Genomic DNA, 12,714 nt, shown 5'->3' on the forward strand with positions numbered 1-12,714 from the left:
CGGCTGCGACGTTGACGCAAATCAAGATCGAATGCGGCGAGCGAAGGCCTCAATCGTCCGAATTGGCGAGCCCTAGCAGTTCCTGGCGCGTCAGCGCGTTGTCGCGGAACACACCCAGCCTGCGGCTGGTGACGAGATCGGTCCCGGGCTTGTGCGCACCGCGCGTCGTCATGCAGTGATGAGTCGCCTTGATGATGACCCCGACGCCCTCGGGCTTGAGCACGTCGTTGATGGTATTGGCAATCTGGGCGGTCATCTTCTCCTGGATCTGGAGCCGTTTCGCGTAGACGTCCACCACGCGCGCAAGCTTCGAGATGCCGACGACGCGCCCCTCCGGAATATAGGCGACCCAGGCGCGGCCGACGATCGGCGCCATGTGGTGCTCGCAATGGCTCTCGAAGCGAACCCCGCGCAGCACGATCATCTCGTCATAGCCTTCGATTTCCTCGAAGGTCTTTTGCAGGATTTCGGTCGGGTCCTGCGCGTATCCGGAAAAATACTCCTCGAAAGCGCGTGCCACGCGATCAGGTGTCTCGCGCAAACCGTCGCGGGCGGGATCATCGCCGGCCCAGCGGATCATGGTCCGGATCGCCTGCTCGACCTCCGACCTGTCAGGCCGCTCCACCGGAGCCTGCGCCACGGCGACACGTTCCAACTTGCGCACTGGTGACTTCATCAAGACCCTCCCTGCAACGAGCCCGCGCATATGGAAGCGGGCCCACAGCTTGGACGGCTGCAACCGGAAAAGGTTCCCGCAGATCGGGGAAATCTGGGGAACGGAGCTTGGACCACCTATGACGCAGCCGCTTTCCTTACGTCGATCACGGCCTGCGCCCATTCGGCGGGCCGCTCCTGCGGCAGATTATGACCGGTATCGATGAAGACGCGGCGCTCGAATGCGCCCTCGAACTTGCCGGCGTGATGGGCGGTGCCGGGATTGACGCCGTCGCTGTCGCCATCGATCGCAATGGTCGGGACGCGGATCGGCGGCTGCCCGGCGAGCTTCGCCTCGATGGCCGCATAGGCCGGATCGCCTTCCACGAGCGCATAGCGGTGGCGGTAGGAATGGATCACGACATCGACGAAATCAGAATTATCGAAGGACGCCGCGCTGTTCTCGAACGTCGCATCGTCGAACACCCATTTCGGCGACCACATCGCCCAGAGCTGGCGGGCAAAGCCGCGCCGGTTACGCTCCAGCGCGCGGCGGCCGCGCTCGTTGTGGAAGAGATATTGGTACCAGAGCGCGGCCTCCTCCGGCGGCGAGGCCGGCTCCATGGATCGGGCGATGTTCTGGATGTTGTAGGAATTGCCGGAGACGAGACCGATGACGCGCTCCGGATGGAGCGCGGCCACCACGCAGGCCGCGCGCCCGCCCCAGTCATAGCCGCCGACCACCGCGCGCTCGATGCCGAGCACATCCATGAAGGCCAAGAGATCGGCGCCGAGCGCCGCCTGCTCCCCGGAGCGCAAGGTCGAAGCGCTGCGAAAACGCGTCGGTCCATAGCCGCGCAGCCAGGGCACGAGGACGCGCGCGCCGGCCGCTGCAAGGATCGGCGCTGTTTCGGCATAAGCGTTCACGTCGTAGGGGAAGCCGTGGCCCATGATGCAGGGCCAGCCGTCGGGCGCGCCATATTCGCGATAGGCGATGTCGAGGATGTCCGTGGTGACGGTGCTTTGTTGCATGATTTTCTCACGGAGTTGGGGCTCGGAGCCCAGATGGAGCGGAGCGCAATCCGGAATCCGCGGAGGCAGGCGTCCCCGCATGCCCCCCCGCTCCATGCGGGCTATGAGGCTTACTTCTGCGGGCCGGACAGCGAGATGTCGCGCTCGGCGCGGAACACGTTGCTGTAGAGATTGGCGATCCACTGCCGGCCGATCTCGGTCTTGTTGAGATAGCCGATCTCGGTCTGGATGTGCGGTGCGACGCTGTTCCAGTAGAACTGTGGATAGCGGTTTACGATATCGGCCGGCGAATCGTAGCCGAGCTGGCGATTCATGCCGACCTCTTCAAACTCGTAATAAAGCGCGTTGGCCTTGCGCAGATAGTTGGGATCGCCGAGCTGGCCGATGAAGTCGGCGGCGCGCAGGATCGAAGCCTCGTCATCGTATTCCTGTCCTTGGCGGGCCGGAAAGCGCGTGCCCTCGATGGCACGGGCGACGCGCTCGGGATCGACTCCGGGAATATGCCGCAGCCGCCGCGTCACATACAGCTTCGAGCGATCGACATGATACATCATCAGGCTCGCGTCGGATGCACCGCGCGGCAGTGAGATCTTGGTGTCGGCGGCGTCGATGACGAAGCCGTCGGCATCGTCCTCCTCGAACAGCCCGCGGACATAGCCGATGTCGTGGGCGAGGCAGGCGATCAGGACGTGGACGTAATCCTCGGCCGACAGATGGGTATGAAGGCTTCGGCCGCGAAGGATTGCCTGGGCCGCCAGCGTCACCAGCATCGTATGCTCGATATTGTGATAGAGCGCATCGCTGTTGCCGATGCATTCCATCGCGGTACGGGTCGCGCTCTCGACGATACTGGCAGAAGTCTCATCGTACCGGCGACGCATGAACTTACCGAGGAATTCCTCGAGGGATTCAGCCGCCAGTCTCGGTAATGTTATCATGGACGCAGCCCCGTCCGCCGCTGGTGTCCCATGCCATCTCCCGACGTCTCTGTTGCTCTCGACGCAGTGCCAGCATAGCCCATCTTGGGCCGGCTGACCAAATTGGGTAGCAAAAATTCGTAAATATGTTACATTCCCGCTGCGCAACATCGCGGTTGTGGTCATGCTTCGCCGCAGCCTAAGGGCGATTGCGCGGGAAGGGTCCGAGCCTGCCTGTCGCCTTACGGTGCGGACAGGATGTCGGCGCCACCCGCCGGGCGCGCCAGGCTTCTGGCCAGATAGAACAGCTCGACCAGCTTGGCGCGTTTGCCGGCCAGCGAGAAGATATATTCGGGGGATTCCGTCTCGATTTCCGTGATCGCCACCTTGGCGATGCGATCGATACGGCTCGAACCGTGCTCCCAGACGAAGCCGACGCCGAGCCGGTTGGCGACCGCCTCCAGCATTCCCTCGCGCGTGTTGACGACGATCGCCGGGCTAACGCGCAGATTGACGGCGCGAAACGCCCTGTCCACGGCACGCTGGGTCGCCGAATCCCGGGTTCGAAACACCAGCGGATATTGCATCAGGCTGACGGCGGAGACGCGCGATTCCCGACTGAGGTCGTGAACGGGATGGCAGATCGCGACGACGCGCTGTTGCACGCAGGGCTCGCGACGGAAGCGGTTGTCCTGTGGCACCTCCGGCAGCACGGCGATGTCGACGCGTTGATCGACCACCGCCGCCATGATCGCCGACCAGCTTCCGATCTCGATGTTGATCTGGATCTTCGGATACAGGTTGCGAAAGGCCGCAATCAACGCCATCCCCGGCATGGCGTTGCCGAGCCCGATGCGAAGCTCGCCCCCCGTCAGCTCATCGCGCTGCTCGAGGATGGCCTGCGCATCCGCCTCGAGCGCCTGCATACGGTTGGTCGCGGCGTAGAGTCGCCGGCACAGCGGTGTCGGGATCAGGTTCTGTCCGTGGCGGTCGAACAGCGCAACGGCGAACTCGGCCTCCAGATCGCGCACCAGCTGTGCAACGGCAGGCTGCGACACTCCCAGTTTCCTGGCTGCGGCAGCAAAGCTGCCGGTGTCGAACACCGCGTTGACCGCCCGGACACGCGACGACGTCAATGCCACGACAAGAACTCCAAAACCGACATCCCTGCTTCAGGACGCCGCAAAAGCAAAACCTTTGGTCAGCATAAGCAATGCCATTGACCGTAATGTGAATGTCAGATGCGCTCCTTAACTCCTCGTGCGCCGCGACAGGCAGCAGGGGACCAGCGCGAATGGCGCAAATCGAGCTTTCCGCAATCCGCAAATCCTTCGACGGGGCCGACGTCCTGAAAGGCATCGATTTCCGGATCGAGGACGGCGAGTTCATCTCGCTGGTCGGTCCTTCCGGCTGCGGCAAGTCGACCCTGCTGCGGATCATCGCTGGGCTGGAGCCGCAGAATTCCGGGCAGGTGCGCATCGACGGCGGCCCCGTCGACGGCATTCGCCCAAGCGCGCGCAACCTCGCGATGGTCTTTCAGTCCTACGCGCTCTATCCGCATTTGAATACCTTCGACAACATCGCGGTGCCGTTGCGGATGCGGCGCCTCTCGGCGATCGAGCGGCTGCCGCTGCTCGGCCCGTTGCTGCCGGGCCGGCGCGCGAAGGAACGCGGCATCCGCGCCGACATCACAGCCATCGCTGAGCAGCTCGATATCGCGCCATTGCTGCGGCGCAAGCCCGGGCAATTGTCCGGCGGACAGCGACAACGCGTCGCTGTCGGACGCGCCATGGTGCGCGAGCCCCGCGCGTTTCTGTTCGACGAACCGCTCTCCAATCTCGACGCGAAGCTGCGTGTCCATATGCGCGCCGAACTCGCCGAGCTGCACCGCCGTCTCAAGACAACGTTCATCTATGTCACGCACGACCAGGCCGAGGCGATGACGATGTCGAGCCGGATCGCCGTCATGATGGCCGGTGAGCTGATTCAGGCCGGCACGCCTTCGCAGATCTACAACGAGCCCGGCGACATCCGTGTTGCCGAATTCATCGGCAGCCCCAAGATCAACATCCTGCCTGGCCGGATCCGGAAGGACGGCGGCATCGACGTGCTGGGGACCGCTCTGCGACTTGCGTGTGGCGTGCCCGCGGGCGACTGCCGTGTCGGCGTGCGCCCGGAGCGGATCGAGCTGGGCGCGGGGCCATTCTCAGGCAGCGTCGTCCATCTGGAAAACCTCGGCGCGGAAGCCTTCGTGCACCTTGCGATCGAAGGCGCCGGGGTGCGCCTGATCGCGCGACTTGCCGATGTCAGGCAGCTGCCTGCGATGGGCAGTCCGGTCGCGTTCGACTTCGCGCCCGACGCGGTGCGGGTTTTCGATCCGGTCGGGAAGCGGATCGCGCTCAGCCTCGAGCAGGCGGCCGGGCGCAACCGTGAGCCCGCCCATGTCTGACGGCTCCATGACCATTGACGCGGCGATCGTTCCGGCCGGCGTCGCGAAGCGGGCGTTGCCGGCTCATGGCAGCCGGCGCATATACTCCGCTTACGCCCTGGTGACGCCAGCCGCCGCACTCATGCTGGTCATGCTACTCGGTCCGCTCGCCGGCGTGATCGCCCTCTCCTTCACCGATTATCAGCTCGGCGCGCCGCATTTCTCCTGGATCGGGCTTGCGAACTACCAGGACCTGTTCGCCGACAAGGTGTTCTGGATCGCGCTGCGCAACACGCTGACCTATGTCGTGATCGTGGTGCCCGGCGCCGTGATCGCAGGCCTTGCGATCGCGCTTTTGATCCAGAGCGGCACCAGCCTGCGCAGCCTCTACCGGACGATCTATTTTCTGCCCGTGATGGCGACCCTGATCGCCATGGCGGTGGTGTGGGAATTCATGCTGCATCCGCAATTCGGCCTGGTGAACGGGCTGTTGCGCAGCGCGGGCCTGCCGGCCTTCGCCTGGCTGCAGGACCGCAGCACCGCCCTCTACGCGCTGTGCGCAATCGGCATCTGGCAGACCGTCGGCTTCAACATGGTGCTGTTTCTTGCCGGCCTCGTTTCCATCCCCAAGCAGCTCTACGAAGCGGCCGAGATCGACGGCGCCTCGAGCGGCTGGGCACGCTTCCGCCTCGTGACTTGGCCGATGCTCGGACCGGTCACGACCTTCGTCGTCGTCATCTCCGGCATCCGCTCCTTCCAGGTGTTCGATACCGTGCATGTCCTGACCAAAGGCGGCCCGTCCAAATCCACCGAGGTCCTGATCCACACCATGTACACGGAAGGGTTCGAGTTCTTCCGCTCAGGCTACGCCGCCGCAATCACCGTCGTCTTCCTGGTCTTCGTTCTCGCGCTCACCATCATCAAGTCGAGGCTCGCCGATCGCGGCGTGCACTACACATGAGCAACGCGCAACCCATCCCGTTCCGCGCGATCCTCCGCCACGTGCTTCTGATCGCGGGTGCCGCGCTCATGCTCGCCCCCTTCATCTGGATGATCTCGACCGCATCCAAGCCGCAGACCGAGGTCTTCTCCAGCGAGCTGCACCTGATCCCCTACCGGTTCGCGCTGGTGGAGAACCTGCGCGAAGCCTTCGCCAAGGCCAATCTCCTGCGCTTCCTGCTCAACGGCGTCATCGTCACGGTCTCGATCTTCGTGCTGCAGGTGATGGTGGCGCTGCCGGCAGCCTACGCGCTGGCGAAACTTCGCTTCCACGGCCGCGAGACGCTGTTTGCCCTGGTTCTGTTCGGGATCCTGATCCCGCCGCAGGCGACCGCGATCCCGGTCTTCCTGCTGCTGCACAAGATCGGACTCCTCGACAGCTATGCCGCGCTGGTCCTGCCCTTCACGATCTCGGTGTTCGGCATCTTCCTGATGCGCCAGTTCTTCAAGACCGTGCCGGACGATCTCGTCGATGCCGCGCGCATGGACGGCATCTCCGAATTCGGCATCGTCTGGCGGGTGATGCTGCCGGCCGCGATCCCGGCGGTCACCGCCTTCGGCATCTTCTCCGTGGTGGCGCATTGGAACGACTATTTCTGGCCGCTGATCGTGCTCAATAGCGAGCAATTGCGTACGCCGCCGCTCGCGGTCGCGCATTTCCGCAACAACGAGGCCGGCACCAGCTATGGCCCGATGATGGCCGCGGCGATGGTGATCATCGCGCCGCTCGTCATCGCCTTCCTCTTTGCCCAGCGTCGCTTCATCGAGGGCATCACCCTCACCGGGATCAAGTAACCGCGTCACCTCAAACAGGGAGTTATTCATGCTGAAGTCCATCATCGCCGCGGCGGCTCTGTCGCTTGCGGCCGGCTCTGCGCTGGCGCAGACCCAGACCGAGATCGTGATGCAGTATCCCTATCCGGAGCTGTTCACCGAGACGCACAAGCGCATCGCCGAGGAATTCGCCAAGGTGCACCCGGAGATCAAGGTCACCATGCGGGCGCCTTACGAATCCTACGAGGACGGCACCCAGAAGGTGCTGCGCGAAGCCGTCACCAATCAGATGCCGGACGTGTCCTTCCAGGGCTTGAACCGCATCCGCGTCCTGGTCGACAAGAACATCCCTGCCGCGCTCGACGGCTACATCGCGGCCGAAAAGGATTTCGACAAGCAGGGCTTCCACCAGGCGATGTACGACATCGGCACCGCCAGCGGCAAAGTCTACGCCCTTCCCTTCGCGATCTCGCTGCCGATCGTCTACGTCAATCTCGACCTCGTGAAGCAGGCCGGCGGCGACGTGGACAATTTGCCGAAGAGCTGGGACGAGCTGCTCACGCTCGCCAAGAAGATCAAGGCGCTCGGCAACGACACCAACGGCGTCACCTATGCCTGGGACATCACCGGCAACTGGCTGTGGCAAGCCCCGGTGTTCGCGCGCGGCGGCACCATGCTCAATGCCGACGAGACCAAGGTCGCCTTCGACGGGGCGGAAGGCAAGTTCGCCATCAACATGATCGCGCGGCTCGTCAACGAGGGGGGCATGCCCAACCTCGACCAGCCGTCGATGCGCGCGGCGTTCGCGGCCGGCAAGACCGGCTTTCACGTCACCTCGACATCGGACCTCAACAAGGTCACGCAGATGACCGGCGGCAAGTTCGCGTTGAAGACGATCCCGTTCCCGGACGTCGCCGCCCCGAACGGCAGGCTGCCGGCCGGCGGCAACGTCGTGATGATCCTCGCCAAGGACAAGGCCAAGCGCGACGCAGCCTGGGAAGCGGTGAAGTTCTGGACCGGACCCAAGGGCGCCGCGATCATGGCCGAAACGACCGGCTACATGCCGCCCAACAAGGTGGCCAACGAAGTCTATCTGAAGGACTTCTACGTCAAGAACCCCAACAACTACACTGCCGTCAGCCAGCTCGCGCTGCTGACGAAGTGGTACGCCTTCCCCGGCGACAACGGCCTGAAGATCACCGACGTGATCAAGGATCATCTCAACGCGATCATCTCCGGGGCCCGCGCGAGGGAGCCCGAAGCCGTTCTCGCCGACATGACGACGGACGTGCAGAAGCTGCTGCCAAAGACCACCGGCGCAGCGCGCTGAGCATCCTCACATCCGTCGGCACGGGGCGCCACCAGTGCCCCGTGCCCTAGTGACGCAGGGCTATTGCAGTTGAGAGCTTTCCCCTGCGGGCATCCTTCGAGACGCCCGCTTTAGGCGGGCTCCGCAGGATGAGGACTGAGTACGTGGCGACAGTTTCAACGGGCACTGGCGCCGATTAGCCTCATCCTGAGGAGGCGCGTAAGCGCCGTCTCGAAGGACGAGGCGTGCGCGCAGGCCGCCGCAGCAAGTCATATGCGATAGCCCTGCCCAATGACGGGAGAAAACGATGAAGCTGCTTCATCTGAGCGACATTCACCTGACGGCGCCCGGCTCGACCATCGGTGGCCGCGATCCGCGCGCCAATTTCGAGCGCGCGCTTGCGCATGCCCTGAAGGATCATCATGACGCCGAGTTGATGGTGATCACCGGCGACCTCTCGGACTGGGGCGACGCCGCCGACTATCAATGGCTCAAGCAGTCCCTCGACGCCTATCCGCTGCCGGTCCGGCTGTGCATCGGCAATCACGACCGGCGTGCCGCCTTCCTGAGCGTGTTCCCCGATCTCGCCGACGAGAACGGATTTGTTCAGGGCGTGCACGATACGGCCGCCGGCCGCTGCCTGTTCCTCGACACCGCGCATCCGGAAACCCATGCCGGCCGCTATTGCGACGATCGCCTTGGCTGGCTCGAGGCGCGGCTTGCCGAGCATGACGGGCCGTTCCTGCTGTTCATGCATCACAACCCCATGCCGGTGCATCTGGCGCCCTTCGACCAGATCCGCTTGCTCGACGACGCCACGTTCCGGCGCCTGGTTGGCCGCAATCGTTCAAAGATCCGTCACGTCTTCTTCGGTCATTGTCACTTGCCCCTGGCCGGCTCGGTCGCAGGCGTTCCCGTCTCGTCGCTGCGCGGCACCAATCATGCGAGCTTTCCACTGTTCTCCGAGACCAAATTGCTGAGCGCGTCCGACCTGCCGCAATCCTATGGCGTGGTCTTTTTCGGAGACGATTATGTGACCGTGCACATGGTGGAATATGGCTACGATGGTCCGATCCGCATCGAAGGTTCGCCCGACTATCAGGCCTGGGATCGCGAAACCATGGTTCGGTGACCGAGAGCAATTGGCCGGACAGGCCGCCTACTCCACCAGCAGCACGTCGACGGCGACGCCCAGCTTCTGCTTGGGCGAGCCGACGATGACGCCGTCGATCGGCGAGACGTCCGAAAAGTCGCGCCCGACCGCGAGCACGATGTGGTCGTTCGCGACCAGAAGATCGTTGGTCGGATCGAAATCGACCCAGCCGAGCTCCGCCCCGCACCACAGCGACACCCAGGCGTGGGTGGCGTCGGCGCCTTGCAGGCGCGGCTGGCCGGGCGGAGGAATGGTGCGCAGATAGCCGCTGACATAGGCCGCCGGCAGGCCGAGGCCGCGCAGGCCCGCGATCATCACATGGGCAAAATCCTGGCAGACGCCGTGGCGATTGTCGAAGACCTCGGCCAGCGGCGTCGAGATCACCGTCGCCTTCGGGTCGTAGCGGAACTGGTTGCGGATACGCCGCATGAGATCGACCGCACCTTCGAGGATGCCCGCGCCGGGCGGAAAGCTCGAAGCCGCGTAGGCGCTGACCGGACGCAGCACCGGCACCAGCGGGCTTGCGAAGACGTAACCCACCGGCGAGGCCGGCCCGAGGCTCGTCGCCTCGAAGGCGATGTCGCGGATGCTTTCCCAGGGCGGACTGACGGCGTCCCGTGCCGGCGGCTGACGCGACACAGCGACGCGCGAACGCGAGTCGATCCGCAAGGTTCGATGCGCGGCCTCGATCACGAGGCTCTCGGTCAGCGTGCCGAAGAAATCGCGCCGCACATTGCGCTCGGCAGGACGCGGGCGGATCTCGACACTGTGCGAGATCAGCTCCTGGCCGCTGCCGCTGCGCGGCTCCAGCCGCAGCGTGCAGCGGGCGAAGCTGACCGGATTCTCGTACTCGTAGGTCGTGACGTGACGGATGTCGTAGATCACGCCAGCCCCGTCAGCTTTTCCGGCCGGGCGGCATTGGGACCATGCGGGAAGTAGTGCTGCCCGATCGCCTCCGCGAGGCTGAGCAGGTCCTGCTCCAATGCGAACAGCGTCTTGACCTCGAGCTTCTCGGCCTCTGCCGTTGCAAGCATCGCCTGCAGCGCCACCGCAAGCCGCTGCGGCTTCTCGATCAGGCCGTGCTCCTTCAGGCTCGGCAGCGCGGCAATGTGCTCGTTCAGCGTCGTCACCTGGAACGCCACCGAGCGCGGATTGTAGCCGTCGAGCACGGCAAGGTCCCGCACCGGCGCCAGGATCGGTGCCAGCAGATAGCGCGAGCGGTAGGTGATCTGGCAATCCACCAGCGTCAACAGGATGTCGAGGTCCTCGTCGCCGGCCTCGTCATAGGCGAATTGACGCGTGAAGCGCGTGGTGTTGATGGCGCGCTCGACGCGGCGGCCCATGTCGAGGAAGCGCCAGCCGGCGGCGCGGTTCATGTTCTCCTGCGCCAGCCCTGCGAAGCTCGCGAGCTCCTGCAAGGTCAGCTCGGCGGCGCTGAGCACGCTGTCGTCGTCCTCGACCTCGTAGGCGAGGCGCTCGGCCATCTCGGTGATGACCTGCCAGGCATCGGGGGACAGCCGCTCGCGCAAGGATGTCGCCGTGCGCTGCGCCGCGCGCACCAGCGACAGGGCCGAGCCGAAACGCGCCTCGCTCTGCAGCGCTTCGGCCACGATACGCCCAGGCGCCGCGCGCGAAGTTTGCGAGACGGCGCCCCAGGCCACCAACAGGCGCTGGATTCGCTCGACCGATTGCAGCGAGGCCGCGGTGCCCTTGTTGGGTCCGCTCGGCGACCCGAGCGCGCGCACCAGCCGCAGCGTCGCCTCGGCGCGTTCGAGATAGCGGCCGAGCCAGAACAGATTGTCGGCGGCGCGGCTCGGCAACACGCCGGCGATGCGGCGGATGCGGACCTTGTCGGTCGCCGGCAGCAAGGTCACGGTCGAGACCTGCTTGTCGGACACCACCCAGACGTCGGCGGCACGGGCGCCGTCGCCCATCGACACCGCGCGCGCGTCCGGCTGCTCGGCGATGCGGCAGAAGCCGCCGGGCATGATGGCCCAGCCGTCCGGCGTCGCCGCGGCGAACACGCGCAGCACGAACGGACGCGGCGTGATCTGGCCCCGCTCCCACACCGGCATGGTCGAGAGCCGCACCACCTCCTGGCCGACATAGTCCATGCCACGCGCGGCGATGGCGTCGACCAGGCGCTGGCGGTCGCTCGCGCCCAGCTGGCTGGCGAGCACCGGACCGCTCATGCCGAAACCGGGCACGCCGCGCTGGTAGGCGCCTTCGATCGCGACCTCGTCGAGCCGCGCCAGCACCTCCTCTCGCGCGCTGCGCTGGCCGCACCACCAGGTCGCGATATGCGGCATCTTGAGCTCTTCGCCGAGCAGGCGGCGGCTCAGCGCCGGCAGGAAACCGAGCAGCGCCCGGGCCTCCAGGACGCCGGAGCCCGGCATGTTGGCGACGACGACGCCGTCCTTGCGCAGCACGTCGATCAGGCCGGGCACGCCGAGATGCGAGGACGCATCGAGCTCGAGCGGGTCGAGCGAGTTGGAATCGACCCGGCGCAGCAGCACATCGAGCCGCTTGAGGCCGGCGACGGTGCGGATGTGGACGCGGTTGTCGCTGACGGCGAGGTCGTCGCCCTCGACCAGGAGAAAGCCGAGATAACGCGCCAGCGTCGCATGCTCGAAATAGGTCTCGCTGAAGCTGCCGGGCGTGAGCACGCCGATGCGCGGCTCGTCACGGTCGGCGCGCGCGCGCAAGGAGTCGCGGAAGGCCTCGAAGAACGGCGCGACGCGCGGCACGTTCATCGACTTGTAGAGGTCGGAGAAGGCGCGCGAGAGCACCAGGCGGTTCTCCAGCGCGTAGCCCGCGCCCGAGGGCGCCTGGGTGCGGTCGCCGAGCACCCACCAGCGGCCGTCCGGGCCGCGGCCGACATCGGCGGCATAGATCGAGAGATAGCGGCCGCCCGGCGGCGGCACGCCGCAGACGGGACGGAGATATTCGGGACTGCCGGCGATCGCGGCCGCCGGCAGCGCACCCTCGGCCACCAGCCGGCCCTCGCCATAAATGTCGCGCAGCACGCGCTCGAGCAGCTCGGCGCGCTGGGTGATGCCGTCGGAAAGCTGCCGCCAATCGGACTCGTCGATCAGAAGCGGCAAATGGCTCAGCGACCAGGGCCGGTCGGCGCTGTCACCGGGCGCGCGGTAGGTGACGCCGGCTTCGCGCAGGTGGCGGTCGGCCATGCCGAATCGCCGCTCGATCTCGTCGGGCGCGAGCGCGCCGAAGGCTTCGAAGAAACGGCTCCAGACCGCGCGCGGAGCACCGTCGGACCCTAAGAACTCGTCGGGGACATCAGGCAGGCGGCTGTAGTCGCGGACCCATTGCGCGAAGCGGCGCTGGCCTTCACGCTGGCTTTCAGGATGAGCTTCAGGCTGACTTGGCGCCCTGCCCGCCTTGTCGTTCTCTTCGGCTGCGCCTTCGGCCATGCGCCTCTCCCTGCCCC

11 protein-coding genes are annotated in these 12,714 nt (G+C 65.6%); 5 read left to right on the top strand and 6 right to left on the bottom strand.

The window, feature by feature from the left end; genetic code table 11:
- Window positions 1-49: 49 nt before the first annotated feature.
- The 4 genes from folE to P6U31_RS24870 all read right to left on the bottom strand — a co-directional run bounded on the left by folE (window position 50) and on the right by P6U31_RS24870 (window position 3,745).
- A complete protein-coding gene (folE, locus tag P6U31_RS24855) occupies window positions 50-676 on the bottom strand; it encodes a GTP cyclohydrolase I FolE (protein WP_407184401.1) in 627 nt (208 codons plus the stop codon).
- A gap of 116 nt (window positions 677-792) precedes the next feature.
- A complete protein-coding gene (locus P6U31_RS24860) occupies window positions 793-1,686 on the bottom strand; it encodes an alpha/beta fold hydrolase (protein ID WP_407184402.1) in 894 nt (297 codons plus the stop codon).
- A gap of 110 nt (window positions 1,687-1,796) precedes the next feature.
- The gene (locus P6U31_RS24865) at window positions 1,797-2,624 is read right to left on the bottom strand and encodes a metal-dependent phosphohydrolase (protein ID WP_407184403.1); all 828 of its coding nucleotides are present in this window, start codon (window positions 2,622-2,624) and stop codon (window positions 1,797-1,799) included.
- 221 nt (window positions 2,625-2,845) lie between these two features.
- Window positions 2,846-3,745 carry a LysR substrate-binding domain-containing protein gene (locus P6U31_RS24870; protein WP_407184404.1) on the bottom strand — a complete coding sequence of 300 codons (900 nt, stop codon included), beginning with the start codon at window positions 3,743-3,745 and terminating at the stop codon, window positions 2,846-2,848.
- A gap of 152 nt (window positions 3,746-3,897) precedes the next feature.
- On the opposite strand from P6U31_RS24870, the gene P6U31_RS24875 reads away from it, so the two are divergent.
- The 5 genes from P6U31_RS24875 to P6U31_RS24895 all read left to right on the top strand — a co-directional run bounded on the left by P6U31_RS24875 (window position 3,898) and on the right by P6U31_RS24895 (window position 9,245).
- A complete protein-coding gene (locus tag P6U31_RS24875) occupies window positions 3,898-5,052 on the top strand; it encodes an ABC transporter ATP-binding protein (protein ID WP_407184405.1) in 1,155 nt (384 codons plus the stop codon).
- Complete coding sequence (locus P6U31_RS24880; RefSeq protein ID WP_407184406.1) at window positions 5,045-5,992, top strand: carbohydrate ABC transporter permease; 948 nt, start codon at window positions 5,045-5,047, stop codon at window positions 5,990-5,992. The genes P6U31_RS24875 and P6U31_RS24880 overlap by 8 nt, the downstream gene beginning before the upstream one ends.
- Window positions 5,989-6,825 carry a carbohydrate ABC transporter permease gene (locus P6U31_RS24885; protein WP_407184407.1) on the top strand — a complete coding sequence of 279 codons (837 nt, stop codon included), beginning with the start codon at window positions 5,989-5,991 and terminating at the stop codon, window positions 6,823-6,825. The genes P6U31_RS24880 and P6U31_RS24885 overlap by 4 nt, the downstream gene beginning before the upstream one ends.
- Window positions 6,826-6,853: 28 nt before the next feature.
- Window positions 6,854-8,134 carry an ABC transporter substrate-binding protein gene (locus tag P6U31_RS24890; protein WP_407184408.1) on the top strand — a complete coding sequence of 427 codons (1,281 nt, stop codon included), beginning with the start codon at window positions 6,854-6,856 and terminating at the stop codon, window positions 8,132-8,134.
- Between the two features lie 286 nt (window positions 8,135-8,420).
- Window positions 8,421-9,245 carry a phosphodiesterase gene (locus P6U31_RS24895; RefSeq protein ID WP_407184409.1) on the top strand — a complete coding sequence of 275 codons (825 nt, stop codon included), beginning with the start codon at window positions 8,421-8,423 and terminating at the stop codon, window positions 9,243-9,245.
- Window positions 9,246-9,272: 27 nt separating this feature from the next.
- Here the strand turns inward: P6U31_RS24895 and P6U31_RS24900 are convergent, their stop codons facing one another.
- Together P6U31_RS24900 and P6U31_RS24905 are read right to left on the bottom strand one after the other, a co-directional pair.
- Window positions 9,273-10,151, bottom strand: coding sequence for a transglutaminase N-terminal domain-containing protein (locus tag P6U31_RS24900; protein ID WP_407184410.1), 879 nt, complete (start codon window positions 10,149-10,151; stop codon window positions 9,273-9,275).
- Entirely contained in the window at window positions 10,148-12,697 is a 2,550-nt protein-coding gene (locus P6U31_RS24905; protein WP_407184411.1) for a circularly permuted type 2 ATP-grasp protein, read from the bottom strand. Before P6U31_RS24905 ends, P6U31_RS24900 begins: the two co-directional genes overlap by 4 nt.
- Window positions 12,698-12,714 lie beyond the last annotated feature (17 nt).

Origin of the sequence: Bradyrhizobium centrosematis (assembly GCF_045571495.1) — a bacterium.
Taxonomy (GTDB): Bacteria; Pseudomonadota; Alphaproteobacteria; order Rhizobiales; family Xanthobacteraceae; genus Bradyrhizobium; species Bradyrhizobium centrosematis.